Genomic DNA, 26,072 nt, shown 5'->3' with positions numbered 1-26,072 from the left:
TCTTCATTTTTTCATAGTTTCGGTCGCCAATAAGGCCTATTGGCTACTTTTTCTTCATTTTTTTCATAGTTTCGGTCGCCAATAAGCCCTATTGGCTACTTTTTCTTCATTTTTTTCATAGTTTCGGTCGCCAATAAGCCCTATTGGCTACTTTTTCTTCATTTTTTTCATAGTTTTGGTCGCCAATAAGCCCTATTGGCTACTTTTTCTTCACTTTTTTCATAGTTTCGGTCTTCAATAACCCTTATACCCTCGATTGTTGCCTCGTTCCCTTTCTTCATACATTGCAGTCACCACCAAATGATGAGTTTTTTTACTATTCTAATTCCAACTCTTCTCTATACGTATAAATGTTTTCTAATTCCTGTTTGATATGAACGGGATCCGTTCGGATTTCTGGGTCTGTAAATTAAAATTCACATAGTTTGCAGTTCCCTTTGCACATAACCGAATTAATTTCCTGGGAATCTCTTCGTACAGATCTAAACTCGAATTTACTATTCTTTTCATACATGTTTTAATTTCTACATTTTTTCCAAAATAAATCTGGTCCACATAATCTACATTCATGTTAAGGATAATCAACAACTAGGTGCCTGACACCCATTTTGACACGAAATTGTAATAAATATTGGTATTTGTCGAAGATTTTTCCAAACTTTTTGAAGGAGATTGTCGAAAAAGAGAGAATCAAGTTAGGAGGTTAAATAAAGGAGGAAATAGATATGAAGAAATTGCTAACCGTTTTATGTGGAATCATTATTGCATTATCATTGTTTGTGACTACTGGGAATACGGCAAAAGCTGCAGGTCCAGATGAAGATTGCACCTGTCATAATCTTTTACCACTTCAGGGTGCAGAAAGAAATAAGATTGTTGCAAATTTAATTAGCAGTGACGTGTTCAAGGAAGCGAAAAAAGATCTTCAAGAGGACGGATATAAATGGAATGGTGCAAATTCTATCGAAGTATATCAATTTGAGGGCGTTACCGCGGTTGGAGTACTTTTTACAAATAAAGAAGGAATTATAGAAAGACGTGCTTTTGTAAATGGTTATTACGTTGGACCTGCACCCGATATGGAATAATAAAAAAAATTCCTAACCAATTAGGTTGGGAATTTTTTAGTTTTACATTCGATCAATTTAGGGAGGAGCTATTTCCGCTATTTATCCCCAAACTGCCAAACACTATGACTGAGGTTTCCATATCGAAAACTGCGATGCAGCAAAGTAGCTTTTTGACTATCGTCAGCTGCTCCCATCGCATAGAAAATCGGAATGAAGTGTTCATTGCCATAGCGAGGTACGGCATATTCAGCATTTGGAGCAAGTGAATCATACTTAAATAAGGAATCCAAATCCCAATTCTTCAGATGGGTTGCCAACCAATCATCAAACTCAAGTGCCCATTGATCGACTTCGTTATCTGCCCATTTCACTGCTCTGAGATTATGCACGGTTCCTCCACTCGCAATAATTAAAATATCATTGGCTCTTAATGCAGATAAACTCTTCCCGATTTTATATTGTTCTTCTGGTTTAAGTTTTGGATTGACGGACATCGAAATAACCGGAATATCGGCATTTGGATAAAGTAGACGAAGAACCACCCATGCTCCATGGTCAAGTCCGCGTTTCGTTTCAACTTCGAATGGTACACCGTTTTCCGTGAACATATCTTTAATTTCTTGAGAAATCTGCTGATTACCCTGAGCTGGATATTTGATCCGGTATAATTCCGGGTCGAATCCACCGAAATCATAAATGGTGTCATAGTTGTCGACCTGACTTACTTTTTGCATAGATGATTCCCAATGGGCCGAAAACAAGATTATCGCCTTTGGGTTGGGCAGCGTTTGCCCAAGCTGACTTAAAAACTGCGTATATTCATTATTCTCAATCGCTAATAGCGGTGCTCCATGAGCAATAAAAAAAGATGGCAACATATTGCTTCCCCTTATTTAGTTATTATAACTTTTCGAAAAAGATTTAGTTTCTTCCTTTTGACTTTTGAAAATAAGTTGATCCAATGCAAACATTTTACTTCCATTAATCGCAATAAACAAAGCCATTGCCAATAAAGCTAAATCTAATTCATAACCAGCCATTTGTCCATTCCCTAAAAAGCCTATAGCTAGTTTCACTTTGATTGTTGCACCAATCATTAACAAAGCCAATAAAGCTGAAACGATTCTACTGCCTAAACCTAAAACTAATGCAGCCCCACCGATCATTTCTACTGAAGCAACTACATATGCTAAGGCTCCTGGTAACCCGATACTGTCAAACCAGCCAACGATATTTTCTATTCCGCCTTGGAATTTAACTAACCCATGAACAAAGAACGTAATTCCTAACATAACTCTTAAAATTAATGTACTAGCTTCGAATTTATTTAACATTTTTCATTTCCCCTTAGTTGTTTTTTAAGATTCTACTTTTTCCAATAACCAGTTCATAAAATCCTTATGGTTTTCCAATGAAACTGTATGTCCTTCTTGATAAGTTATAAAGGTGACATCTGCCCCCAACTCATGAAAATACTCATTATTTGCCAAACCCCATTCGAATGGAAGTACCTGATCCATCTCGCCATGGGAAATAAATAACGATAGTTTATCAACTGGCTTTATGTTGTATTCTTCTTTTACAAAAGCGGGAATGTAGCCACTTAAAGCAATAATGCCCTTAATTTGATTTCCCAGTGTTAATCCTAGGGTCATCGATAGGATTGCTCCCTGGCTGAAGCCAAGTAAGAACAATTGACTCTCATCGATAGGGTATTCACTGCATGCATAATCAATAAAGGTAGTAAGTTTACTGATTCCTTCATCGAACACTTCTCGATGTGGTTTTCCATATCCTTGAATCGTAAAATACGCAAATCCTGGTGGTTGTGAAAGATGCCCGCGAACACTGAAAATGTAAAAGCGATCTTCTAGTCCATTAACTAAAGACAGCATATTCTGCTCGTTACTGCCGATTCCGTGCATTAGAAATAAGGCAGGATATGTTTTACCTGGTTCCGTTTGTGCTGGTCGACGAAGTTCATAAATCATCGGTGAATTCAATTTCCTCATCCCTTCTTATCACGAGTATGTTTATTAAAATGGTTTTTGTTTTTAAATATGAACTTTTGTTGTTTATAGGATAACAAGTAATTAACCAGATTGTCAATTATTTTTTCTTTAATATAGAATTATGTTTTTTATTGGTAAACACAAATAAAATAAGGAACCGAATTGGTTCCTCTAAGAAGACTTAGATAGTCGATAAATATCCCTGAATCTCTGAAATAAGATCCAAAGGATTTTCATACATACTCATATGTCCCGAATCTTTTATTAATGAATGTTTAATATTGGCTTTGCTAACCGAAAATGTCTTTTCTGATGGGATAATTTGATCTTGTTCTCCCGCGATTAAAAGGATCGGCACTTCAGAAGTTTCTAAAACACGATTGCGGTCTGGCCGGTCCTTCATCGCATGTAGTGCATCAATTGCGCCTTCTGCTGAAGTAGAATAGCCTATCTCCATTGCTGTTCCGACATAATTCTCATCTTGATTTTCCGGCGAGAATAGTTTTGGTACTAAACCGTCAATTAGTGAATAGATTCCCGACTGGTTGACTTTTTCAATATTGGCTTGCCTGCCTTTTTTCGCCTCTTCCGAATCTGGAAAGGCCGTTGAATGTATAAGCGAATACCCGTTTAATTGACCGCCATACTTTTCTGCGAAGGCAAGGGTGATATATCCGCCTAATGAGTGACCAAACATCGTTACTTCCGATAGGCTTAATTGATCCAAAAGTTTTTTCATTTGATCCGCAATATTTTCAATCGTGCTCTTACCTTTTAGAGGACTTGACTGTCCATGTCCAGGGAGATCAGGGGCAATCACCCGATAGTCTGTTGACAGCGCAGGGATGACATGTTCCCAATATCCGGAGCCTCCACAAAAACCATGCAAAAGAACAATTGGTTTCCCTTCACCTTTATCTATGTATGCGATCGATGAATCATTAAGAGTAAGTTTCTTAAGTTCCATATAGTTTCCACTCCAGAGTTTTTTAGCTAATTTGCTCTTCAGAATTATCCGAATGTAATAAGATTCTTTTATTTGGAATTTGCGTTAAGTTTGATTTTTTCAATAAATAACTTAAGTGTTCTATAGGCATGGAGCCATGACCTTTGCTATCAGCCAGAGTGAATTGGACGGTGACTCCGTTATAACTTTTGACCGTCAAAGATTCAGCGGAATTGAAAAAACCTTTAATACCTTGAGAAATTTGATATTTCATGCCTTCTTCTATTAACATTACATTGCTCCTTTTTAGGTATTCATCATAAATAGTATGCCATGGAAGTTCCTATACATACATAATTTTCCCAATTTCAAGTCATTGAAAATAAAAAGAGAGATTCATTAATCCCTCCACTTGACCCCAAGTATATTACTCTTCCATTCCTTCTTCCTCGTCCATCATTTCATCAAACGCAGTTGAAACTTTGTCGAACTCTTCATCACTTTCAATGGCGGAAAAATCACCATCTGCATCTACCTTTAGAAAAAAAATATCAATATCTTCATCAGATTCTTGTCTAACATCTTCGGCAAATCCAACTGCAACATAGTCATTTCCTTCTATATTCATTACCCCTAGCACTTCAACTTCTTGTTCCTCATCGTTCTCATCACTGATAGTAAAAATTTCGCCTACTTCAACTTTACTCATCTATACATTCCCCTTTCATATAAAAAGTATATTCTTATCATAGTATCCCCTAAAAAGAAGAGGTTTAATTCGAAAAAATGTATTACCACTGTTTATTCGACAAAAATCTTATATAATTAGTTCATAATGCATTTTAAGGAGATTTTATATGAATCAAAAACAGTTAGAAGAAAAGATTATCGAAAACTATCGCGGTGAAGAGAAAATGATGATTCTTGTATTTGCTCAATGGTGCGTGAATCATGATCTGGATCCGGAAGATTTATATTTGCAAGCCTATCCGAATCAGTCCTCCAATCCTGCCTTAAAAGAAGCCATTGAGCTAACCGTTTCGAAAGAAGAAGCGGGAGAAGTAGGTGACCAGACGTTGCTCGGTGTATTAGCGTTGTTTGGCAACGATGATCTGGCTTTAATTGTTACGGAGGAGATAAACAAACTGAGAAAATAAGATTTGTGTGAGTTTTGGGTGGTTTTGTGCAGATTAGAAAGGTTTTTGTGCAGAATTTCACGACTGATATAACAAAAAAAGCAGACATGCTACCGAGCTTATGTCTGCTTTTTGTTATTAATAATGATACTCTCTGTTAACTGGTGAAGGCTTCAGTAAGAAATCCTTTAAAGCCTCTCTATTTGCCTCCATGTTTATTTCAAGAACGACTCCAGCATGAGGATAGGTTTTATTTACATAGCTATTTTGGATTGGGATCCGTAACCTATCGATATTCTTGATTGGATAAAAGACCAATTTAGATAATACTGATAATATCTCTCCTTTGTCCATATCTGACTCTACATGATTTAAACTCTCCTCCACAAAATCTGGCAGAGCTGCTAACGACTCAAAATGACTAAACTTATTTTTTAATTGTTCCTTTACCTTGACAATGACTTCCTGTTGTCGTTTCACTCGGCCAAAATCACTCTCGTCATCATGTCTAAACCGGACATATTTTAACAATTCTCTTCCTTTCAGTGCATTTTCTCCAGGCTTTACGTTCATTTGGAAATCGTCAATCATCTTTTGACTAACATTCACAGTTATACCTTCTGGAGCAATCAGGTCAATGAAGTTCGCAAACCCTTCAAAATCAATGGAAACGGAGTGATCCACTTTAATTCCGAAATTTTGATAAATAGTCTTTTTTAATAATTCATTTCCGCCAATAAAATAGGCCATGTTGAGCTTATCATAACCTTTTCGATGCCCAGGAATTTTGACATAACTGTCTCTCATTAAGGAAATTAACTTGATATTACCTTCTTTAGGAGCATATTGGGCTATAATGATTGCATCTGAGAAGGAATGAGGTTCGCCTCTTGAATCACTCCCAATCAACAGAAAATTCATGGTTCCTTTTTTGTCTTTTTGATTTGTACTATCTTCAATTTTTGATGGTGAAGTGGGTTGGACTTGATTTTGGTCACTTAAATTTCCAGCTGAACAGCCTCCTAATAAAATAGAAAATAGAATTATCATGAATATTCTCAAGCTTTTCACCAACTTTCAATAATATTCGCTCAAAGATAATCATTGCATATACTTAATTTCTCATTTTTTACTTTTGATATTCCTCCTTTTGTTAATCTTTCCTTGCATTTTCTTAATGATCATGGATAATTTGCATAAAATTTCCTATTCTACACATAATTAGAAAAAAGTATTTTGAGGGATATCAATGACACCTAAGGAAGAACAACCTGACATGGGAACAAATTCACATAAATCCGACGAGGAAAATTGGCTTACCCGTGCCTGAACTGCTTATAATCGAAATGAAAGTTGGCGAACTTTCAAAAACAAATATTGCGGTTATATATTTGGATGGGGTCGCCGATTCAGAAAATGTTAACACGGTGGTTCAAAGTATAAACGATGTTCAAAATGATCATATTCAGGACAGTGCCTATGTTTCTTCCATGATTGAAGACAATTCAAATTCTTTATTTCCCCAATCCATATCAACTGAGCGAGTAGATCGGGTAGCTGCAGGTTTAACTGAAGGGAAAATTATCATTGCAGTGGATGGTTCCCCAAATCTAGTCATTGTTCCTATTACTAGAAAAAAGCACTATAAATGATTCGGAAATTTCAAAATCATAAGGTGGACCCCTTGGGTTTAGGTGCTACTTTTAAAGAGCATTCTCGCAGTTTTAATGAAAAAAAATGGAATCGACTTTATCCCACTACAAAAGTGCATGTAAATGTAAAGGTAGATATCAAACAAACTGGGATTGTGAAATAATTTGTTAAATGAATTGGATATTTTTCAAAAACATGGTCAAAATAAAATCAGGGCTTGTAGCTCAAGTGGTAGAGCAACCTGTAGTCCTTCTTGTTGACTGCAGAGTGTCTTGTGGGTTCAAATCCCATCAAGCCCTTTTACTTTTTAACCAAGGAACAAATATCTTCCAAAATGAGTAAAGGGACTGACAAAAATGTCAGTCCCTTTTAAAGATTATAATAAGCCAAAGTATCTCACAGTCTGTGTAATAATAAGTGGAACAAGTATCGCGATAACCGTCGGAATTAAAAAGGCTAGGAAGGTCCATTTCTTACTCTTCGTTTCTTTATAAATATTAAGTAAGGTCGTTCCGCATGGATAATGAAGAAGTGAAAACAGCATCATATTTAATGCTGTGAGCCACGTCCAACCGTGATCAAGAAAGATTTTCTTCAAATCTACCATGCTATCAACTTCGGTTAAAGATCCTGTTGATAAATAACCCATTAACAGAATCGGAAGCACAATTTCGTTTGCCGGTAACCCTAAAATAAATGCCATCATGATGTAGCCGTCAAGGCCAAGCATTTTGCCAAACGGATCCAAAAACTCGACGGCATACATGAGAATACTTGTGTCACCAATGTAAATATTTGCGAATACCCAAGTTAATATCGCTGCTGGAGCGGCAACTTTAACGGCACGAACTAACACAGACCAGGACTTTGTTAAAGACGAACGAATCACAGTATCAAATATCTTCGGTTTACGGTAAGGCGGTAGTTCTAAAGTGTAGTGAGTTGGTACTCCTTTAAGGGCCGTTTTCGACAGAACCCAAGAAACAAAAAAGGTAACCACTATACCAAATAAAACAATACCGACAACGACCCCTGTGGTAACAAGTGATGCTGCCCCACCTGTAAAATTGGCAGCCATGAATAACGAAGCTAAAACAATTAAAGTTCCCCATCGTCCATTACATGGAACAAAGTTGTTTGTAAGGATGGCCAGCATCCGCTCTCTTGGAGATTCAATAATCCTTGTTGAAATAACGGCGGCAGCGTTGCAGCCAAATCCCATCGCCATTGTTAACGACTGCTTACCATGCGCTCCAACCCTTTTAAAGAGACGATCCATATTAAACGCTACTCGAGGTAGATAACCATAATTTTCAAGAAGTGAAAAGGTTGGAAAAAAGATGGCCATCGGCGGCAGCATGACGCTGATAACCCAAGTCGTTCCCCGATATAATCCGAGAACAAGAACTCCATGAAGCCAATCAGGAGCATGCAGGAAGGTAAAAAATGATGTAATATACCCTTCTAAGAAACCAAAAAACTCAGCTAACATGGAGGATGGGATATTTGCTCCTGCGATTGTTAAATAAAATAGTACTCCTAACATAGTAATCATGATGGGAAAACCAAAAATAGGTGAAGTAAAAATCGCGTCCAGCTTTTCCGTCCTTGTGTCTCTTTTCGATTTTGTATAGGAAATTCCTTCATGACATAATTTATGACTGCGATCGTAAAGGTTTTGAACAATATCATCTCTCAGCTTTGGTGTCGACAGCTCCTGAGCTTCAGCATAAAGCTTTTGAATACTCATTCTCTAAACCACCTCCTGTAACAACTCGGTTACTAATTTCATTCAGTAATGTTTCATCTCCATCTAGCAATCTCAAAGAAACCCAACGAGCGGATAGTTGATCTCCAACAAATTCACGTACTTTAGGTTCAATTATTTTAATCTTGGCTTCGATCTCAGCAGGATAGGACACTTGAACCGGGTTGCATTCAATCACCCCTGTCACAATGCGATCAATGGTATCTAAGAGCATAGGGAATCCCTTTTTGTTCCTGGCAGAAATCTTGATAACAGGAACCCCCAACCGATTGGTCAACAATCGTTCATTAATCTGAATTCCTTGTTCTTCCGCAACATCAATTAAATTGATACAAATGACAACATTTTTTGTCATCTCTAATACCTGCAACGCAAGATTAAAATTCCGCTCTAATGAAGTCGCATCAAGTACCACAACTGTCACATCTGGTTTTTCAAAAACGATATAATTTCGCGCTACTTCTTCATCCGTTGAATTCGAGAAAAGCGAATAGGTGCCAGGCAGGTCAATAAAATTAAACGTTTTATCTTTATGCTGAACAGTCCCTTGCGCAAGTGAAACGGTTTTTCCAGCCCAATTTCCGGTATGCTGTCTTAGTCCCGTTAAGGCATTAAACAATGTGCTTTTACCAGTATTAGGATTTCCAGCTAAAGCAATTCGAAATTCATTCCCCATTTGACAACAGCTCCCCTTCTATTCTTGAACTTTCTTCACTCCTCAAAGCAATCGTCGTTTGACTGACACGAAAGGCAATCGGGTCTCCCAACGGACTTTTACGCATGACCTCAACTAATGCACCTGCCACAAATCCTAAGTCTAATAATCTTCTTCTCATCACACCGTCCAGATTTAAAGAAGTAATTTTAATTAAATTGCCTTTTTCACCATTTACCAGTTTGATAATGTTAGGGTTATCCATCTCTCTTTCCCCTCCTTCAAAGTTTTTACCTTGTGCAACTTTTAATTCATTATATGTTTAATTTCCAAAATTGTCACCTATTATGCAAAAATAAATATATTCTGTGTGTTGGAAACTAGGATTTTATCAAAAATTTAACTAAAAAAGCCCTTATGGATATTTTCCATAAGGGTTTATTTGCCTTTTAATAGAGGTGTTTGTGGAGAACCAACCGTATACTGCTGCCATTCCAGCGGCATGAGCATTTGATACTGTCGCTGGAGGAATCGGTCATCGATTAATACGATGGTTCCATGGTCTTCTTCCGAGCGAATCAGGCGCCCTCCTGCCTGTAAAACCTTGTTCATCCCAGGATATACATAGGCATAGTCATAACCGTTTTTGTTTTTCTTAATAAAATGATCCTTAATAAGGTTCCGTTCAAAACACAGCTGTGGCAATCCTACACCAACCACCACCACCCCATTTAAACGATCTCCAATTAAATCGACACCCTCCGAAAAAATACCGCCGAGGACAGCGAAGCCCAGTAATGTTTCTGTTTGATTGGGTTTAAATGCCGCCAAGAAATCTTCCCTTTCAGTTTCGGTCATTCCTGATGCTTGGATGATCGTATTGGTTTCTTGGTCTTGTTGCTTGAACTGGTCATAAACAATAAGTAAATACTGATAGGATGGGAAAAAGATAAAGTAATTCCCAGGCCGGTTTTTAATCAGGGCTTGGATTGCAGATACAATTGAACGCTTTGTCTGTTCCCGGTCTCGGTAACGAGTAGATAATGGATTGATAAAGACGTCGACTTGATCGCTTGAAAATGGTGAAGGGATGGATATTGCATAATCATCGTCCTGCCCACCAAGGATTTCTTGATAATAGGATAAAGGAGACAATGTGGCCGAAAAGAATAGTTTTGATCGATAGCCCTTCCCCATTTGTTTAAGAAGCTTTGAAGGATCAATGCAAAAAAGCTTCACGAGTAAATCGTTTTTAATTTTTTCGGCATAAACGACATAATGTTCATCAAGCAACTCGGTAATTTTTAAAAAATTATTTACCACAAAGTATGCTTCCAAAAGAGATTGTGACGTTTCTGTTTGAAGAACCTGTTCTGCGCTTTCTACAAATTGAATCAGTTGTTCAATTAATTCTTCATCCAAATGATCAATGGTGAATTCATTTTTATCTAGATTTTCTTTTTTGAGAGAAATAAACCAAGCATTTAGCTTGGTTGCAGACTCATATATTGCTTTATTGACACCCTTAAAATCCTTTTTCAATTGGAGAAATAATTCTTTGTTTAAGGTTGCTGAAAACATCTCACGCCCCCGGTCCACCAGATTATGTGCCTCATCGACTAGGAGTGCGGTATGTTTTTTTTGCTCTTCAAACAGACGTTTTAGCGATACCCGCGGGTCGAAAATATAATTGTAGTCACAGATGATACAGTCCACTGTATAGGCAAGGTCAATCGAAAATTCAAATGGACAGACCGTATGTTTCCTTGCATATATTTCAATTACTTCACGGGTCATGCCGGTTTCATGTGTTAGGATATCATGAATCGCGTCATTGATCCGATCATAATAGCCATTTGCAAATTCACAATAATCCTTTTGGCAAATAGTTTCCTCTTTAAAACAAACCTTGTCCTTGGCCGTAATGGTCAGCGTGTTCATACAAAGACCTGAAGAGCGCATTTTTTTAAACGCCTCTTCGGCAGTTGTACGGGTAATCGTTTTAGCCGTAAGGTAGAAAACTCGATTCAGAAGCCCCTCCCCGATTGCTTTTACCGAAGGAAAGAGTGTCGATATCGTCTTGCCGATTCCTGTTGGCGCTTTAGTGAACAGATTTTTTTCATCTAAAATCGTCTTATAAACCACTCCAGCTAATTTCCGCTGTCCCTCGCGATAGGAATCAAATGGGAAGGCTAGCTCTTTACAGCTTCCATTTCGTTTTTCCCGATTCTCATGGAGCAGCTTAGCGTATGGTGCATAGTCTTCTATTACCTGACCAACAAATGCTTCAAGTTCTGAAATCGGGCACTTCTTTTTATAAAATGTTTTCACTTCTGTTTCAACGTGGACATAGGTAAGTTGGACAAAGATTTCCTCTAGCACCTTGTCCTTGGCATACATATAGGCATACATCTTTGCCTGCGCCCAGTGCACAGGATACCCTCCATTTTGTATCTGCTCTGACATCTGTGAAAATGATTTGATTTCGTCGATGATCACTTCATCCCCACGAAACAATAACCCATCACACCTGCCATCAATAAAGAAGGAAAGCTCATCAAATGGGACTTCCGCGTGGAGATACACTTCTTTTTGATCATCTTCTTGATACGTTTTTTGAATCTTTTGATGAATCCTTGTCCCATCCAGAAGCGTCGATTGAGAGCGGAAACGTGAATCAATACTGCCGCTCATGAAAACATGTTCAACGAGCGTTCTTACTGATATAGAAATAGCGTCGGACACTAAAACCACCAACTTACTAGAAAATCATTCATAAGAATATATGTTTGCTTTTATTATTATACCAGTTTTTCCTCTTGAATGGATCGTAACCATCCCATAAATAAAAAAACAAGTAAGGACTAACCAGCCTCCTTACTTGTTCTTTTCTTGAAATGATTATGACCGAATTTGTCCAGTGCCACGGACAATCGCTTTTGTCGTTGTGAGTGCACGGAGTCCCATTGGTCCTCGAGCATGAAGCTTTTGTGTGCTGATTCCAATTTCTGCCCCATATCCAAACTGCTCACCATCGGTAAACCGAGTCGATGCATTATGGTATAACACCGCTGCATCAACTGCCTGAAAAAACAAACCAACATTTTCAGGATTTTCACTGATAATTGCCTCAGAATGTTTTGTTCCATATTGATCAATATGGTCAATTGCTTCCTTCACATCACTTACCAGTTTTACCGCCAAAATTGGTGCTAAAAATTCTGAGCACCAATCTTCTTCTGTTGCTTGTTTTACAAATGAATAGGCAGAAGCTAATTCTTCATCTCCACGCAACTCCACCCCATGGTCATGAAGCGAACTTAATAATTCAGATGCAAAAGGCCACTTTTTGTGAATAATTACAGTTTCGGCTGCATTACAAACAGATGGACGGTGCAATTTTGCATTAATTGCGATATCTATTGCCATCGTTTCATTTGCTGTTTCATCAATGAAAACATGACAGTTGCCTACACCCGTCTCCAATACTGGAACCGTAGCGTTTTGGATCACTGATTGAATTAACCCCGCTCCGCCGCGTGGTATGAGAACATCTAGGTATTGATTCAATTTAAACATGTCTGAAGCTGTTTCACGGCTCGTGTCCTCCAATAGTTGTACGGCATCGACAGGTATAGCCGTTTCTGCAAGTGCCTTGCGCATTACATGGACAAGTGCCTTATTGGAATGAATGGCGGAAGAGCTCCCTCTTAAAAGAACTGCATTTCCAGCTTTTAAGCAAAGACTTCCCGCATCAACGGTAACATTGGGTCGTGCTTCATACACCATTCCGACCACCCCGAGCGGGACACGGATCATCTCTATTTGTAAACCATTCGGACGGTCCCATGTTTCGATTATTTCACCAATTGGATCCTTCAAATCAATTAACTGACGAACTCCATCCACGATCTGCTCGATTCTTTCTTCTGTTAACATAAGTCGATCCAAAAGGGACGGTGACAATCCATTTTCTTTTCCCGCTTCAATATCCTTGGCATTTTCAGTAATTAACCATTCTTTTTCAGTTAATAAATGGTCAGCCATCATCAATAACGCATTGTTTTTTTCTTCCGCTGACAGCATTCCCAATTGTTTAGCAGCTTTTTTTAATTTACTGGCTTTTTCTAACAACTCACTCATTCCGTTTCACTCCTTTGGCATTGTGACCCAATTGTCACGATGAATGACTTCTGCTTTTTTATTAATGGAATAATCCTTCGATTGTTCACTTGGCAAGCCTTTTACTTTTAGTAAATTCTTAGAAGAATAATAAATTTGTCCTTTTCCGACAATTTTGCCTTTTTGATTCTGGACAACGACTACATCTAAGGCGTTAAACTCGCCAATGACATTTGTGACACCCACTGGAAGTAAACTTTTGCCCTGGAACACAACGGCCTTTTCCGCGCCATCATCAATTTCGATCACACCACCGACCTGAGAGTGGTAAGCAATCCATTGCTTTCTCATTTGCATTTGCGTCTGGAATGGTCCGCCGATATACGTCCCATCTCCCTTACCAGTTAAAATATCAACCAGTTTTTCCTTTCCAGTACCAGTGCCGACGAAAACACTGACACCAAGGGAAAGAGCTTTTTTTGAAGCTAGTAATTTTGATTTCATTCCACCTGTTCCAACAGAAGAACCGCTTTCTCCGGCAACACCGAGGAGTTTTTCAGATATTTCAGGGATAAAATGATATTTTTTTGCCTCTTTCGATGATTTTGGATTGCCATCATATAAACCATTCACATCTGTTAAAATAATCAATGCATTCGCATGTAAAAACCCACTAACGAGCGCTGAGAGCATATCATTGTCACCGAAAGTCAATTCCTCAATCGCAACCGAATCATTTTCATTAATGATCGGTAAAACACCTTTTTGAAGTAACTCATGAATGGTATTAAAGAGGTTATGGAACCGAACCTGGCTGTAAAAATCTTCACGAGTTAATAGGATTTGGGCTGGCACTATCGCAAACTCTTTAAATAACTGTATATAATTCTGCATCAACAACCCTTGTCCCACAGCTGCGGCCGCTTGTTTACCAGCAACTGTCTTTGGACGAGATGGATATCCAAGTGAGCCAAATCCTGCTGCAACTGCTCCGGATGAAATAAGGAGAACATCATGCCCTTGCTCTTTCAAAAAGGCAAGTGCCTCTACATGGTCTCGTATTTTCTCTTCAGAAATTGTTCCTGAGGCATTTGTGAGCGAGCTGCTCCCAATCTTAACAACCACCAGCTGTTTTTTCATAGCATTCCGAACCTTTCTTTTTGTAAAATAAAAAAACGACTCTTCTGTCCTAAAAAAAAGGACGGAAAGTCGTTTCCGCGGTACCACCTTTATTGATGCCATGCACCCACTTTAATCCCGTAACGAGGGTGACGGCTTATGTTTGCATAAGCAGCGTGTGAGGGCAGGTTCAGACTTTTTTCCGTGAGAAACCTTTCAGCCAACGGGTTTCACTCTCTATCACGTTCCAAAGATTTACTAATCCCAAACTGTTTTCGATTTATATTTCTTTGATTATCCTTAGAAATTGGATAAAAGTCAATAGAATATTTTAAATTATTGAAAAAAGAGCTAAATAGATTAGCTCTTTTAAATGAGTTTTTTACACCATTGCGCTGCTGCCTCAACTTCATCAAAGGTTAATTGATGTCCATTATGCTCCCAATGAAGATGGACCTTCGCCTGAGCCTGCTCCAACATCTTTTCGAGTTCACCTGATTCCAATGGTGAACAAATAGGATCATTTGTTCCAGCACCAATAAATACGGATGTTCCTGATAAATCAGGCAAAGAAATCCCTCTTAAAGGAACCATAGGATGATGGAGAATTGCTCCTTTTAAGGCATCTTGATAATGGAACAACAAACTGGCAGCAATATTCGCACCATTTGAATACCCAATCGCAATGACATTGTTTCGATCAAATTCATATTTTTTAGCTGCATCATCTAGAAATTCATATAATTCTTTTGTGCGAAAAATAAGATCCTCTTCATCAAAAATACCCTCCGCTAATCTTCGGAAAAAACGCGGCATCCCATTTTCAAGGACATTTCCACGCACACTTAGAAAAGAAGCCTCCTCATCGATTTTACCTGCTAAAGGAATCAAATCTAATTCTGTTCCGCCTGTCCCATGCAGCAATAAAAAAGTTGGTTTGCTTGCGACTTTCCCTTTTTGAAAAATATGTTTCATCGTCGTCCGTCCCCTTCCTCAAGCTAAAAAGTTTCCTTACAGTTATTGTTAGAAACTTGGTCATTTCCTAATCGTCCTAAAATGTTCATCTTTTTTAAAAATATCTCGAATACGAGATAATAGTAATACTAAATGATTTTTCCGTCAACTTTTTTGAAACCTTTCGATAAATAATAAAAAAGCACCCACTCAATGCTTACGTAATTACTACTTTTAACAAAATACCAAGTGTGATTCCTAGAAACATTGAGGAAAGTGTTCCCAGCAGAAAATATTCTGCCCAGTCCCTGTCATCCATTTGTTTAAATCGTGCAATCGATTTGGCAGTGACAATAAATCCTATTGCTGGATAGGCACTATAAAACGTTAGCAATAAAACTAGTAATCTCTCAATATAGCCGATTAATTTGCCACGCGAAAGTTCATGCTTACTAAAAATAGTATAATTGTATACCTCAGTTAATCCGTTTTTCCCCTTATGTACAATCTCTGCTTCATTTCGTTCATTTTTAAATGTATATTTCCCCTCAAAGGTTAAAAGCTGGTTGGGTAAGGTTCCTAGGAGAATTTTGATCATATGCCCGCTTACACTTGTTGCTAAGATGACAATGATGACTATAAATAGCACAGAATCAATAAAATTCAAGTCCGATTGCTTCTGAAAAAAACGTTCAATTTTAAAATCAAAACACAACTCACATACTAAAATAATTACTCCTAGATGCAGTAACTGATCTAGAACGAAGAAACCTAACCGCTTCATGTTTTCTTCGTTATTCATTTTTATATTTTCAAGCAGTTTAATCTTTAATAAATCCACCAAAAGATGCGTCAGCACGATAACAATCAAGGGGATTAATAGGTTTTTAAGGACATTCTCAACATTGAACTGGAAAATCCAGAAACTGATAAGGACAAGTGCAGTCATGAAAAAATGGTGAACGGAATGCTTTCGTAAATTCTTTCGTTTTTCAATGACCATGTCATCTGTTTGTAAATAAAAATCAGCAATTAAGTGTGCAATAACTAGACAGAAAAATAACATGGTTTCTCCTCTCTCTATGCTGGAATCTAAGAATCAATGAGTGTATTTATTCTTCCCTTCAAATCATTCTGGATGCTTTTGGTTAATTTTTCATTTATCTGTTGTGGAATGTTTGTAAATTCAGGGTAGGCCTTTTCCTGTAATGAATGCAGTATACTAATAATTTTTGAAAAAGTATCTAGGATTTCTTCACTATTTCCCTTTTTAAAATGGCTCGATATTGTAGGAGCCGTTCTCCCTAGAAGCTTACCAATCGCCTTTTGCTGATTTAAAATAAGGTAGAGCGAACATACGAGCTCCTGAATTTCCGTTTGACTCCTAATAAATTTTAGCTGCAAATTTAATAACGTATTCATCAGTTTCTCAAATTCATTTCTGAACTGGTGATAAGGTAACGAGTAATCCATATCACTTGGGTAAAACTGGTCCAGTTCAAACTTAAATAGCGTTCTGTTCTTTTCTTGTTTTATTAAATCATTTGCATATCTTGCCTGTTTGACTAATGGATGGATCCATTTTTCAAGATCCACTTCCTTTAACTCTTTTTCAATATCACCAAAAGCCAAGCCAAAATAAGGCATATGATCCTTGTATCTCCATACCCTGCTTACAAAAAATGCAATCGTATAAGCGGTTGAATAACCAGGTCCAACAAAAATAATTTCATCTCCAGCACGATGCTTTATTTGGGAAGGACCAATATTCTTTGTCCAACAAGTGATCCTGTCGACTAACTCATCCAAATATACAGTGAGTTCCTCCCCCATTTTTTCTGATGAGGAATTGCTTACATCCAGAATAAAAATAGATATAGGATAATTCATTTTTTATCCCCTTTAACCAAATTAATTAGATTATATAATCTAATTTTAATTAAATTAGGTTATTATGTCAAACTATAGACAGATTAGTTCATTTAGTGAAATTATCATTCTGGTTATTTAAAAGTGGAGGGACTCCCCTCCACTCAAACTTATAATACAACTACTCCCGAGCCTGAAACTGTCCCATAAAATACTCACATACCTTCTCTGAATTGAGTCTGGCTGCAATATAAGGCGGTTGTACTCCTTTTGCCGCCTCCACCGGTAAACCTAACCACAAAAGCTGCTCATCAATCATGATAAATGGAAACGACAGGCTTTCGTTCAGCAATTGATTTGGTTGCAACTCCGTCCAAGGCTCTCCTGAAAAGACAGTTAATTTTACAGAATGGCTCCTATTTTTCAGCTTATCCTTCCATTGTGCGGAAAGAAATGTTTGTTCTGGTAAAGAAATAATGATCGATGATCTAGCAGAATCAATGTCTCTGAATACTTTCTCTAACTTAAGTGCATGGATCCATTGCAATCTTGGGTGCTGATCCTTTATCCATTTTCCAATATCCTTTGTCCCGATAGTTTGCTGATTTCTTTCTTGATGTTCTACAAGCTGACGCATTGTTTTACGATTATAGACATGCTTCCGGATAAAGGATTGATTGCTGACATGAATGAACTTTCCCTTCGTTCTTGTGATCGCAACATTGATCAACCGTTCACTATCCTTGCCAGTTAGAAGCATCCCAGCCCGTGTTTGTGGCTCACTGTCAACGGTGTCAAAAACCATGACATCACGCTCACTGCCTTGGAATCTGTGTACGGTCGCAGCAATAATATCGGCTGCTAAGAGTTCTTGTTCATATAAATCTGATAGAATCAGCTCCATTAAATTGGCTTGAGCGCGGTATGGTGTGGCATATCCAATCGATCTTGACCCAGCCTGGTAGGATTCATGAATTAATTGAAAAGACAATAATACCTGCCACAAATTCAACCGTGAATTTGACCCCTTTTCTGTCATGCAATGTGCCCCAAGATGACTTGTATCAAGAAGTACCGCTGCCATCCCTGGAAAAGGCGCAAGGTCGACGATTCTTTTTCTACTTTTTAGAACACTTTCATGATCCCCCACAAGCGAATGATAAATGGTCTGATTCGTAAACGCAGAAATATCCGGGTGCATTCTCCGTTGCTCTTTTAATAAAAATAAGTGCGGATGAAGCATCCCATTCTTTACCCAATCGACAACGCCTGCCCGGTGGAAGATGTCCTCTTTTAGCCACATCGTGACTATCGGATCTCGAGAGGAGGCAATTGGAGGTAATTGTTTAAAATCGCCACAAATAATGACACGCTTTCCGAGTGAAGCAGCGAATGCCGCCTGAGGAACATAAGCCATGCTTGCCTCATCAAGGATTACAATCTCAAATTCTTTTTCATAGATGGCTGCATCACCCGCTGCCTTAGCCAATGTTGTCCCGACAATAAACGCATCCTTGATAAATTCAAGTTCCTTATGGCGAATCTTTTCGAGGACCCTGGCAATCTTGGTCTCAAGCTCTAGCAATTGATTTGTGTCCCTTTTACTAAAAGAACGGGCGATATCCTGTTTTAATTTCCGTCTTTCCTCTATTAAAGTTTCTTTATCTTCCGCAAGCTGAGGATCCTCTTTCAGAAGGAGTTGACTTGTTGTAACCGCTTCATGATTGGCGAGTTGCTCTCCTGTATTGAAACCATAGCGGAGCACATCCCCTTCTTGGAAACGTCCCTTCTTATTAATAAAGGTCGAAATCTCACTAATTAGAACATCAACTGCTTGGTTACTGTGTGATAAAATCAACACTTTTTTTTCCTGAAAATACTTATTAGCAGCTACACGAGCCAAGGTGTAGGTTTTACCTGTTCCAGGTGGGCCCCAAACGAAGGTAACGGGGTTGTATTTGGAACGTAAAACTAACTCATGAACATTGCTTTTACTTTTTTCCATCGGATGCTTAGCAGGCATCGAAGGGTCCATCAACCGTTTCACTCTGATTCGTTTTTGCTTATTTTTTTTCATCTCATCGAGACGTTCAATGAGCTGTTCTAGGAGCTCCCAAGGATCGTGAAAAAGCTGCGCTTCATGGATTAAATCTCCGAAAGATTGCTCCAAGGAGAGCATCGCTCCTTTACCTTCTGAAGAAAGGACTCGTCCACTCAGTTTCATGCTTCCCCATTCAAGTCGAACCTGAGACCCAATCGGTATACGGATAGAAATAGCGGTATCAAAGTAGTATGTATAGGAACCTTCCGTTGAAAGCAACCTGCCATTTGAAACTTGAAATTTATTACTGCCAAATTTTTTTAAATGGAATATTTCATTTTGAAGTGCCTGCTGCCACTCTTTAATAAAATTTATCACTTTCATAAAAATAATCCCTTCTATATGCATATTCCCTACATATCTTTAATAAAAAAGACCATTGCGCTGCTTCCGAATATTATACATTAAATATATATGGAGGGATATTTCTTATGAGTAATTTTGATTTTCTACAAATAAGCCGGAATTTTAAGAGTTATTATCAAACCCTACGGGATGTCCATTATTATCTAACGAATGATTCTGATTTAAGTGAGGAGGAATTGCAAGCCGTTTCTAAGGTATTGAGTAAATTAATTTATGGATTTATTCGTATTAAAGGAACATCTTTTAGAGAAATGGACCGCGAACAGTTCGAACAAGAATTTAATCTATTTCATCAGGATTTTCTAAAAGTCATCCAAACTAGCGGTGAAAATTATGTGGACTTTGATCAATTCACTGCTCTAATTGATGAAATAATTGGTATCGCTGTTAAGAGAACAAATGCACTTGGAAAAATTATAAAAGTAAAACAACAACCTTTAATCGAAGATGACGAAATGATTGAAGTAACTGAGGATGAAGCGGAATTAAGTAATGAAATTGAGGACAATGTTGCCGATGAAGAAGTGGTGGTTGAGGTGATCGAAGTAATGGATGAAATTAAAGAGGAAGTACCTGAAGTTAGAACTAATAGTTCTGAATTAAAAACTTTTAATACTGAATTAAAAGCTTTTAATACTGAATTTAAAACTCTAAGTCCTGATGTCGAAACTCTAAGTACTGAGGTTGAAACTCTAAGTACTGAGGTTAAAACTTTTAGTACTGATCTAGAAAATTTGAGTATTGATGTTGAAGGTGTCCAAGATGAAACTGGAAATGCTAAGAACAAAAAGCCGCACCAGGATATTGAAGTGGTAGTAGCTGATGTAGTTAAGGAGGTTAAAGTGGCGCCTGTGATGCCTAAAAAAGTGAAAAATAATTTTGTGGATGCTGCCCCAGTTGTTAATACCTTTACCGATTATGAAAGTAGTGACGATTTCCGGTTTCGACCTAGAAGGAGAAAAAATAGATAACCTCTGAAAAAAAGAACCCATGAAATTTACATTTGTAAATACATGGGTTCTTTTTTTATTTTTATCTAATTTTCTGAAGTGACTCCGTAAGTGTTTTGATCAGGAAGGTTAAATCTACCTGCTTAATCGTTAATGGCGGTGCCAATGTTAATACATTGTTATATCCTGCTACTGTTGCGCCATTTTTTCCGATGATAATTCCTTCCTGCTTACAATTGGCGATAACCTGATTGACAAGGTCATTCTCCAATGGTTCCTTGGTCCGCTTATCCTTTACTAATTCAATTCCGATCAATAACCCTTTTCCACGAACATCGCCAACATGGGGGTGATCTTGTAAAAGATTCTTCAAATCATTTAAGAGTTGCTCCCCTAAATCACGGGAACGATCAAATAATTTTTCATTTTCCATAATTTCAAGGTTTTTTAAGGCGAGCGCACAAGCAGCTGGATTTCCTCCAAACGTATTGACATGGCGGAAGTAATCATACTCCTCTGTGCCTTTAAATGCTTCGTAAATGTCTTTACGGACAGCTGTAGCGGAAAGGGGCAGGTACGCACTGGTAATCCCTTTTGCCATCGTTATGATGTCTGGCTTCACGCCATAGTTCATATACCCGAATGGCTTTCCTGTACGGCCGAAGCCACAAATAACCTCATCGACAATGAGCAGTGCCCCGTGTTTTTCACATACCTCTTTTGCCGCTTTCATATAGCCATCGGGCGGAATGAGGACACCACCTCCGGTAATAATCGGTTCCATAATCATTGCCGCAATTGTTTCACTTAACTCCCATGTCATGGTCCGGTCAATTTCTTTGACGGAAGACAATTCCTTCGGATCTCCTACATTCGTATCATCCCGGTAGGAATCCGGTGGTGAGACATGAATAAAACCTGGTGCAAGCGGTTCGTACTTGTATTTTCTTTGCGCCTGCCCGGTGGCAGCCAAGGCCCCCATAGAATTCCCGTGATACGCTCGATAGCGGGAGACAATTTTGTAACGATTATGTTCACCCTGTTGCTGATGGTATTGTCTTACTATTTTAAAGGCGGTTTCGTTTGCCTCAGAGCCGCTGTTTGAGAAAAAGATGACATATTCATCACCTAACATCTGATTCAGCTTTTCTGCTAGTTTAATTGCTGGAACATGGCTTTGTGAAAGTGGAAAATAGGCCATTTCCTTCAGTTGTTCATAGGCCGCTTCGGCAAGCTCGGTCCTGCCATAACCGACGTTCACACACCAAAGGCCTGCCATCGCATCTAAGTAACGTTTCCCGTCGGCATCAGTCACCCATGACCCTTCAGCCTTGGCTGCAACGATTGTGGCTTTAGGGTTATAAGGCTTCATTGAGTGCCATACATATTTATCATCCTGTTCCAATAAAGTTTCCTGAGGACGACTTGTTTGAACCATCGTGCTTCCCTCCATTTCAAATTATGGTGCCTGACACCAAAAGTAATATTGCCACTTGCTTAACCGTCAAAACGAGAGGTAATCATTTTTTTGCGCGTATAGAAATTTAAGCCGTCTTTCCCGTTTACATGCATGTCACCATAAAAGGAATCCTTCCAGCCCGAAAATGGGAAGAATGCCATTGTTGCTGGTACGCCAACATTTATGCCAAGCATACCTGCTTCTGCTTCTTCACGGAATTGACGGATCGCTTTCGCATTGTTCGTATAGATGGTTGCGCCGTTGCCATACCTGGACTTTCGAATATATTCCAACCCTTCGTCTAAATCATTGGCACGTAGGAGACTTAATACCGGGGCAAAGAGTTCCTCCTTGGCAATTGTCATTTCAGGTGTGACGTGATCAAAAATAGTAGGTCCCAAGAAATTTCCTTCTGGGAGCTCATCCATTTCTCTGCGTCCATCCCTAATCAAATCAGCGCCTTCCGCAAGCCCATTTTCAATATAGCCAAGTACTTTTTCACGGTGTTCCCTCCGGATAATCGGTGTTAATAACACTTCATCATCCATTCCGTTACCAATGATTAGTTCATCTGCCTTTTTCTTTAATGCGGCTACAAACGGCTCATTATCACCGACAACAACAACTGCACTGCAGGCCATACAACGTTGTCCCGCACTTCCAAACGTAGAAGTTATCACATGTTGGACAGCCTTATCCATATCTGCATCAGGCATGACAATATGATGATTTTTAGCTCCAGATAGGGCTTGAACTCTCTTTCCTTCTGCAGCAGCTCGCTGATAAACATACTTTGCAACAGGTTGTGAGCCAACAAATGAAATGGCCGCAATGTCCTTATGCTCGAGTAAGCCATTGACAACATCATGAGCACCGTGGACCACATTTAACACGCCTTTTGGTGCACCAGCTTCCATGAACAACTCTGCTAATCTATTAGCTAATATTGGTGTGCGTTCAGATGGCTTTAGCACAAACGTATTACCACAAGCGATCGCTAGCGGGAACATCCATAGCGGGACCATCATCGGGAAGTTAAAGGGTGTAATCCCGCCGACAATCCCTACAGGGTATCGGAACATTTCGGAATCAATATCTTCAGCAATACCTGATAACGTTTCTCCCATCATTAAGGTTGGAGCACCTGATGCAAATTCAACACACTCAATCCCGCGCTGGACCTCACCGTAAGCTTCTTTGTATGCCTTTCCATTTTCTAGCACAATTAATCTTGCTAATTCTTTATGGTTTTCAGTTAACAGATGGTGGTATTTAAAAAGAATTCTGGCTCTTTTTGGAACCGGGACATTTTTCCACTCCTTAAAAGCAGCCTTAGCCGCTGCTACTGCTAGATTTACATCCTCTTTCGTTGACACAGGTACCTTTGTTAACAGCTCATTCGTAGCAGGATTGGGTACATCTAGTGTTTGGACGCTGTTCGAGTTCACCCATTCACCGTTAATGAAATTCTTTAAAATGGCCGTATCTTTTTTTATTACATTCATATATATAACCTCCTAATTTTTTTAATATAGTGTTTTGAATTTTCTACCTTGATAGCCTTATAATCTCATTATCTCGTATCTAAACCATGCTTTCATTAGACAAAATGTTAATTGAGGCGAAACAATTCTTTGACGATTTGAATAGTAATTGGACATTTATTCTGTTTTTCTGAAACTGGTATTGCTTGTATTTTGTTGGGAAGCTGATAAGTAATCTTGGACAAGAAGCATGAATTCGATAGCTACTCGTTTTTCATGATCCATAAAGTCTTCTCCCAGAATGTTTTCAAGCTTTTGCAGGCGATGGTACAGTGTTTGCCTGACAATAAAAAGCTTGCTTGCGGCTTCTTGTTTTGATCCATTACATTCTAAATAGACCTTTAATGTCTCTAGCAGCTTGCCATTATATTTTTGATCATATTGAATAACAGGCTGTAAATACTCTGCTGCAATCTCTTTTAGGTTAACGTGTTTACTCATTTGTGAAATAAGACGATATAAATGCAGATCCTCATAAAAATAATAGGTCGCTTTATTGGTCATCTTTTGCTGTATTCGCTGAGTTTCCTTCGCTGTGAGATAACTTCTATGTACTTCATTAAAATTTCCAATAAAATTTCCTACCGCAATCAAGATTTTTGCTGAGCACTGTTTTCTAATAAACTCTGATTCGGTAATGGATTCAATTGCCTTCTTAATCCGTTCCTTTACATTCTTTTTCGTCCGATTATTTACAAGAATGAATGTTAGCTCATTCCTTTTTTCAACAGGAAACACAGTGAAGCCATTCTGTTCAAATACCGAGCGAAATAATAACTTTAAATAGGTAACATCTTGGGTTATTCTTTCTTTTAGAGGAATAAGCTTTGTGATTAAGACCACTGCATCATTCGTTTTTGTTTTAATCCCGTTCTGTGTAAAATATTCACTAATGCTTTCGAGTGAATGTTCACCCTCAAGCCAGCCGTAAAGCCACTCAAACTCCTCGACGCGCTTTTTTTCTTCGACATACATTTCCCTTAATAAATGCTGGGCCAGTGCTGTTGCGGTACGATCCAAAATCAATAAATCGTATTCACTGATAGGGATATCCTCTGAATAAATAAATAACTCTGCATATTCTTGACCAAATAAGAATATAGGGGCAGACGCTATATGATCACATGGGTGTATTTCGGTCCCTTCAAGCTGGGTCATTAGTTTTTTTTGTTCTGCTTGACTAATTTCCGGGACAAATTCATAGTCCAGATTCTTTAAGCGGAAAATAATTTGTAAATCCAATGCAGAAAAAATGCATTGAAGAATATCACCATAACTCTCCATCGTTAGAAGTCGTTTATTTAAGCTTTGCGAGTAATGCTCTAAATCTGAAATCTTCTGGTATTGCTGGTTAATAATGATTGAGTGGATGTCTTGAGTAATTTTCACAAACGGAACTTCCTGTGTAAAAATAATAATCGGAAATTGATGTTCATTAGCAATATCTATGACTTCCGCTGGGATGGCTGTCATGTATGTCCCCATTTCAATACATAAACCAGCTGCATTGTTTTCAAGAAATTCCATTACCATCGAAACAAATAAATCGGTATTATCTTTCCAGGCAACACCTGTTGCTAGAATAAGTTCATCTCCATTAAGAAGATTTCGAATACTGGTGACCTCGACGATATGAACCCATTTGACGAATCGATGAATACCGTCTTCCCCAGCGATAACCCGTGCATGTTCAAAATGCTTTCGATTTAAAATATCTGCCACCGTTAATTGAAAATGTTCTTTCATCATTTGGCTCTCCTCGCAAAAGTGAAAACAGAATAATAGGTGAAAAAGGATTGGTCCTGCAACCAATCCTTTCACTATATTTCTAGAGTATTATCGGGAAGTATACTTTTATTTCACTAAGCATTGACTCAAATTCATTACGATCTAGAAAGTCTTCAGACTGCCAATTTTCCATGATCCAGGCCACTAATTCTTTAGGAGAGTTGAAGTACTCACCGCTAGAATCAGATTTTCGTATCGTATAACGTCCATTGTCTTCATCTATTGTGACTACACAAGGGTACGCATTATCCTTTGATCTTAAATAGAATTCCAAACTTCCCACCCCTAATATTATCTTTTAACACTTAGCACTCACGAACTTGTGTGATTCTGTTTCAATAAAAGACTAGTAAAATATTTTCGTGCATTTGCTGTTCCAATCAAAAGTGTTTCAAATACATTTCCTTTGGGATGTAAAAATTCAACAGTAGCCCCATTTAAATGTTCTTTAACCCCATTAATTCGATAGCCTTTCTGAATAAAGAAATCAATTTTGTCTCTTTCATCTAGAAATTGCTGATAATCTGACATCCAATCTCCCCCTTTTAATTTCATAAACT

At 38.3% G+C, this 26,072-nt stretch carries 26 protein-coding genes and 1 tRNA gene; 6 read left to right on the top strand and 21 right to left on the bottom strand.

All coding sequences use genetic code 11. From position 1 onward, the window contains the following. Positions 1-725 precede the first annotated feature (725 nt). Positions 726-1,088, top strand: a complete 363-nt coding sequence (locus tag J7E67_RS19540; RefSeq protein WP_214732689.1) for a hypothetical protein — start codon at positions 726-728, stop codon at positions 1,086-1,088. A 77-nt stretch (positions 1,089-1,165) separates the two neighbouring features. Here the strand turns inward: J7E67_RS19540 and J7E67_RS19535 are convergent, their stop codons facing one another. The 6 genes from J7E67_RS19535 to J7E67_RS19510 form a co-directional block, all read right to left on the bottom strand. Further along, positions 1,166-1,948 carry a dioxygenase family protein gene (locus J7E67_RS19535; protein ID WP_214714861.1) on the bottom strand — a complete coding sequence of 261 codons (783 nt, stop codon included), beginning with the start codon at positions 1,946-1,948 and terminating at the stop codon, positions 1,166-1,168. Between the two features lie 15 nt (positions 1,949-1,963). Next, positions 1,964-2,404, bottom strand: a complete 441-nt coding sequence (locus J7E67_RS19530) for a DoxX family protein (protein WP_214732688.1) — start codon at positions 2,402-2,404, stop codon at positions 1,964-1,966. A 24-nt stretch (positions 2,405-2,428) separates the two neighbouring features. Next, on the bottom strand, positions 2,429-3,082 hold the full coding sequence (locus tag J7E67_RS19525) for an alpha/beta hydrolase (RefSeq protein WP_251026872.1): 654 nt from the start codon (positions 3,080-3,082) through the stop codon (positions 2,429-2,431). A gap of 181 nt (positions 3,083-3,263) precedes the next feature. Then, positions 3,264-4,049 carry an alpha/beta fold hydrolase gene (locus tag J7E67_RS19520; protein ID WP_214732687.1) on the bottom strand — a complete coding sequence of 262 codons (786 nt, stop codon included), beginning with the start codon at positions 4,047-4,049 and terminating at the stop codon, positions 3,264-3,266. 22 nt (positions 4,050-4,071) lie between these two features. Then, complete coding sequence (locus tag J7E67_RS19515; RefSeq protein ID WP_214732686.1) at positions 4,072-4,320, bottom strand: hypothetical protein; 249 nt, start codon at positions 4,318-4,320, stop codon at positions 4,072-4,074. Positions 4,321-4,455: 135 nt separating this feature from the next. Beyond that, positions 4,456-4,737 (bottom strand): DUF1292 domain-containing protein, encoded by a 282-nt coding sequence (locus J7E67_RS19510; RefSeq protein ID WP_214714855.1) that lies wholly within the window; start codon positions 4,735-4,737, stop codon positions 4,456-4,458. A 148-nt stretch (positions 4,738-4,885) separates the two neighbouring features. Here J7E67_RS19510 and J7E67_RS19505 point away from each other — a divergent pair, with 148 nt between their 5' ends. Next, positions 4,886-5,185, top strand: coding sequence for a hypothetical protein (locus J7E67_RS19505; protein WP_214732685.1), 300 nt, complete (start codon positions 4,886-4,888; stop codon positions 5,183-5,185). A 117-nt stretch (positions 5,186-5,302) separates the two neighbouring features. On the opposite strand, the gene J7E67_RS19500 is transcribed toward J7E67_RS19505, so the two are convergent. After that, a complete protein-coding gene (locus J7E67_RS19500; protein ID WP_214714853.1) occupies positions 5,303-6,214 on the bottom strand; it encodes an LCP family protein in 912 nt (303 codons plus the stop codon). 272 nt (positions 6,215-6,486) lie between these two features. Between J7E67_RS19500 and J7E67_RS19495 the strand changes: the two genes are divergently transcribed. The 3 genes from J7E67_RS19495 (at position 6,487) to J7E67_RS19485 (ending at position 7,116) form a co-directional block, all read left to right on the top strand. Further along, positions 6,487-6,816, top strand: coding sequence for a spore germination protein (locus J7E67_RS19495; RefSeq protein ID WP_214714852.1), 330 nt, complete (start codon positions 6,487-6,489; stop codon positions 6,814-6,816). Beyond that, positions 6,813-6,980: a Ger(x)C family spore germination C-terminal domain-containing protein gene (locus J7E67_RS32330; RefSeq protein WP_374223932.1), complete on the top strand. Its 168-nt coding sequence runs from the start codon at positions 6,813-6,815 to the stop codon at positions 6,978-6,980. The genes J7E67_RS19495 and J7E67_RS32330 overlap by 4 nt, the downstream gene beginning before the upstream one ends. A gap of 50 nt (positions 6,981-7,030) precedes the next feature. Further along, a tRNA-OTHER gene (locus tag J7E67_RS19485) sits at positions 7,031-7,116 on the top strand. Positions 7,117-7,193: 77 nt separating this feature from the next. On the opposite strand, the gene J7E67_RS19480 is transcribed toward J7E67_RS19485, so the two are convergent. The 10 genes from J7E67_RS19480 to J7E67_RS19435 all read right to left on the bottom strand — a co-directional run bounded on the left by J7E67_RS19480 (position 7,194) and on the right by J7E67_RS19435 (position 19,729). Further along, on the bottom strand, positions 7,194-8,567 hold the full coding sequence (locus J7E67_RS19480; RefSeq protein ID WP_214732683.1) for a nucleoside recognition domain-containing protein: 1,374 nt from the start codon (positions 8,565-8,567) through the stop codon (positions 7,194-7,196). Continuing rightward, positions 8,542-9,261 (bottom strand): FeoB small GTPase domain-containing protein, encoded by a 720-nt coding sequence (locus J7E67_RS19475; protein ID WP_214732682.1) that lies wholly within the window; start codon positions 9,259-9,261, stop codon positions 8,542-8,544. Before J7E67_RS19475 ends, J7E67_RS19480 begins: the two co-directional genes overlap by 26 nt. Next, the gene (locus J7E67_RS19470; RefSeq protein WP_214732681.1) at positions 9,251-9,505 is read right to left on the bottom strand and encodes a FeoA family protein; all 255 of its coding nucleotides are present in this window, start codon (positions 9,503-9,505) and stop codon (positions 9,251-9,253) included. Before J7E67_RS19470 ends, J7E67_RS19475 begins: the two co-directional genes overlap by 11 nt. Before the next feature lie 173 nt (positions 9,506-9,678). Continuing rightward, positions 9,679-11,985 (bottom strand): ATP-dependent DNA helicase, encoded by a 2,307-nt coding sequence (locus tag J7E67_RS19465; RefSeq protein WP_214732680.1) that lies wholly within the window; start codon positions 11,983-11,985, stop codon positions 9,679-9,681. Between the two features lie 156 nt (positions 11,986-12,141). Further along, a complete protein-coding gene (locus J7E67_RS19460) occupies positions 12,142-13,383 on the bottom strand; it encodes a glutamate-5-semialdehyde dehydrogenase (protein ID WP_214732679.1) in 1,242 nt (413 codons plus the stop codon). A 6-nt stretch (positions 13,384-13,389) separates the two neighbouring features. Then, on the bottom strand, positions 13,390-14,502 hold the full coding sequence (proB, locus tag J7E67_RS19455; RefSeq protein WP_214714846.1) for a glutamate 5-kinase: 1,113 nt from the start codon (positions 14,500-14,502) through the stop codon (positions 13,390-13,392). A 348-nt stretch (positions 14,503-14,850) separates the two neighbouring features. Continuing rightward, the gene (locus J7E67_RS19450; RefSeq protein ID WP_214732678.1) at positions 14,851-15,456 is read right to left on the bottom strand and encodes an alpha/beta hydrolase; all 606 of its coding nucleotides are present in this window, start codon (positions 15,454-15,456) and stop codon (positions 14,851-14,853) included. A 196-nt stretch (positions 15,457-15,652) separates the two neighbouring features. After that, positions 15,653-16,501, bottom strand: coding sequence for a DUF3307 domain-containing protein (locus tag J7E67_RS19445; protein ID WP_214714843.1), 849 nt, complete (start codon positions 16,499-16,501; stop codon positions 15,653-15,655). A 26-nt stretch (positions 16,502-16,527) separates the two neighbouring features. Further along, on the bottom strand, positions 16,528-17,325 hold the full coding sequence (locus tag J7E67_RS19440; RefSeq protein ID WP_214732677.1) for a hypothetical protein: 798 nt from the start codon (positions 17,323-17,325) through the stop codon (positions 16,528-16,530). A gap of 160 nt (positions 17,326-17,485) precedes the next feature. Beyond that, positions 17,486-19,729, bottom strand: a complete 2,244-nt coding sequence (locus tag J7E67_RS19435; RefSeq protein ID WP_214732676.1) for an AAA domain-containing protein — start codon at positions 19,727-19,729, stop codon at positions 17,486-17,488. Positions 19,730-19,836: 107 nt separating this feature from the next. On the opposite strand from J7E67_RS19435, the gene J7E67_RS19430 reads away from it, so the two are divergent. After that, complete coding sequence (locus tag J7E67_RS19430; protein WP_214714837.1) at positions 19,837-20,742, top strand: hypothetical protein; 906 nt, start codon at positions 19,837-19,839, stop codon at positions 20,740-20,742. A gap of 61 nt (positions 20,743-20,803) precedes the next feature. Here the strand turns inward: J7E67_RS19430 and J7E67_RS19425 are convergent, their stop codons facing one another. From J7E67_RS19425 to J7E67_RS19410, 4 genes are all read right to left on the bottom strand, one after another. Next, positions 20,804-22,159 carry an aspartate aminotransferase family protein gene (locus J7E67_RS19425; protein WP_214732675.1) on the bottom strand — a complete coding sequence of 452 codons (1,356 nt, stop codon included), beginning with the start codon at positions 22,157-22,159 and terminating at the stop codon, positions 20,804-20,806. A 59-nt stretch (positions 22,160-22,218) separates the two neighbouring features. Beyond that, positions 22,219-23,685, bottom strand: coding sequence for a CoA-acylating methylmalonate-semialdehyde dehydrogenase (locus tag J7E67_RS19420; RefSeq protein WP_214732674.1), 1,467 nt, complete (start codon positions 23,683-23,685; stop codon positions 22,219-22,221). 156 nt (positions 23,686-23,841) lie between these two features. After that, positions 23,842-25,470, bottom strand: a complete 1,629-nt coding sequence (locus tag J7E67_RS19415) for a PucR family transcriptional regulator (protein WP_214732716.1) — start codon at positions 25,468-25,470, stop codon at positions 23,842-23,844. Between the two features lie 354 nt (positions 25,471-25,824). Beyond that, positions 25,825-26,043, bottom strand: a complete 219-nt coding sequence (locus J7E67_RS19410) for a hypothetical protein (protein ID WP_214714830.1) — start codon at positions 26,041-26,043, stop codon at positions 25,825-25,827. Positions 26,044-26,072: the final 29 nt, after the last annotated feature.

The sequence above is a fragment of the Bacillus sp. ISL-46 genome, assembly GCF_018613205.1.
Note: the sequence above shows the minus strand (reverse complement) of the source record. Positions and strands in the feature narration are given on the sequence as shown.

Coding starts and splice junctions, on each gene's coding strand:
- J7E67_RS19500 (WP_214714853.1), bottom strand. CDS start 6,214: ATGATAATTCTATTTTCTATTTTATTAGGAGGCTGTTCAGCTGGAAAT.
- J7E67_RS19415 (WP_214732716.1), bottom strand. CDS start 25,470: ATGAAAGAACATTTTCAATTAACGGTGGCAGATATTTTAAATCGAAAG.
- J7E67_RS19480 (WP_214732683.1), bottom strand. CDS start 8,567: ATGAGTATTCAAAAGCTTTATGCTGAAGCTCAGGAGCTGTCGACACCA.
- J7E67_RS19450 (WP_214732678.1), bottom strand. CDS start 15,456: ATGAAACATATTTTTCAAAAAGGGAAAGTCGCAAGCAAACCAACTTTT.
- J7E67_RS19475 (WP_214732682.1), bottom strand. CDS start 9,261: ATGGGGAATGAATTTCGAATTGCTTTAGCTGGAAATCCTAATACTGGT.
- proB (WP_214714846.1), bottom strand. CDS start 14,502: ATGAAAAAACAGCTGGTGGTTGTTAAGATTGGGAGCAGCTCGCTCACA.
- J7E67_RS19535 (WP_214714861.1), bottom strand. CDS start 1,948: ATGTTGCCATCTTTTTTTATTGCTCATGGAGCACCGCTATTAGCGATT.
- J7E67_RS19515 (WP_214732686.1), bottom strand. CDS start 4,320: ATGTTAATAGAAGAAGGCATGAAATATCAAATTTCTCAAGGTATTAAA.
- J7E67_RS19430 (WP_214714837.1), top strand. CDS start 19,837: ATGAGTAATTTTGATTTTCTACAAATAAGCCGGAATTTTAAGAGTTAT.
- J7E67_RS19420 (WP_214732674.1), bottom strand. CDS start 23,685: ATGAATGTAATAAAAAAAGATACGGCCATTTTAAAGAATTTCATTAAC.
- J7E67_RS19410 (WP_214714830.1), bottom strand. CDS start 26,043: ATGTCAGATTATCAGCAATTTCTAGATGAAAGAGACAAAATTGATTTC.
- J7E67_RS19520 (WP_214732687.1), bottom strand. CDS start 4,049: ATGGAACTTAAGAAACTTACTCTTAATGATTCATCGATCGCATACATA.
- J7E67_RS19530 (WP_214732688.1), bottom strand. CDS start 2,404: ATGTTAAATAAATTCGAAGCTAGTACATTAATTTTAAGAGTTATGTTA.
- J7E67_RS19460 (WP_214732679.1), bottom strand. CDS start 13,383: ATGAGTGAGTTGTTAGAAAAAGCCAGTAAATTAAAAAAAGCTGCTAAA.
- J7E67_RS19440 (WP_214732677.1), bottom strand. CDS start 17,325: ATGAATTATCCTATATCTATTTTTATTCTGGATGTAAGCAATTCCTCA.
- J7E67_RS19505 (WP_214732685.1), top strand. CDS start 4,886: ATGAATCAAAAACAGTTAGAAGAAAAGATTATCGAAAACTATCGCGGT.
- J7E67_RS19525 (WP_251026872.1), bottom strand. CDS start 3,082: ATGAGGAAATTGAATTCACCGATGATTTATGAACTTCGTCGACCAGCA.
- J7E67_RS19470 (WP_214732681.1), bottom strand. CDS start 9,505: ATGGATAACCCTAACATTATCAAACTGGTAAATGGTGAAAAAGGCAAT.
- J7E67_RS19425 (WP_214732675.1), bottom strand. CDS start 22,159: ATGGTTCAAACAAGTCGTCCTCAGGAAACTTTATTGGAACAGGATGAT.
- J7E67_RS19540 (WP_214732689.1), top strand. CDS start 726: ATGAAGAAATTGCTAACCGTTTTATGTGGAATCATTATTGCATTATCA.
- J7E67_RS19445 (WP_214714843.1), bottom strand. CDS start 16,501: ATGTTATTTTTCTGTCTAGTTATTGCACACTTAATTGCTGATTTTTAT.
- J7E67_RS19435 (WP_214732676.1), bottom strand. CDS start 19,729: ATGAAAGTGATAAATTTTATTAAAGAGTGGCAGCAGGCACTTCAAAAT.
- J7E67_RS32330 (WP_374223932.1), top strand. CDS start 6,813: ATGATTCGGAAATTTCAAAATCATAAGGTGGACCCCTTGGGTTTAGGT.
- J7E67_RS19510 (WP_214714855.1), bottom strand. CDS start 4,737: ATGAGTAAAGTTGAAGTAGGCGAAATTTTTACTATCAGTGATGAGAAC.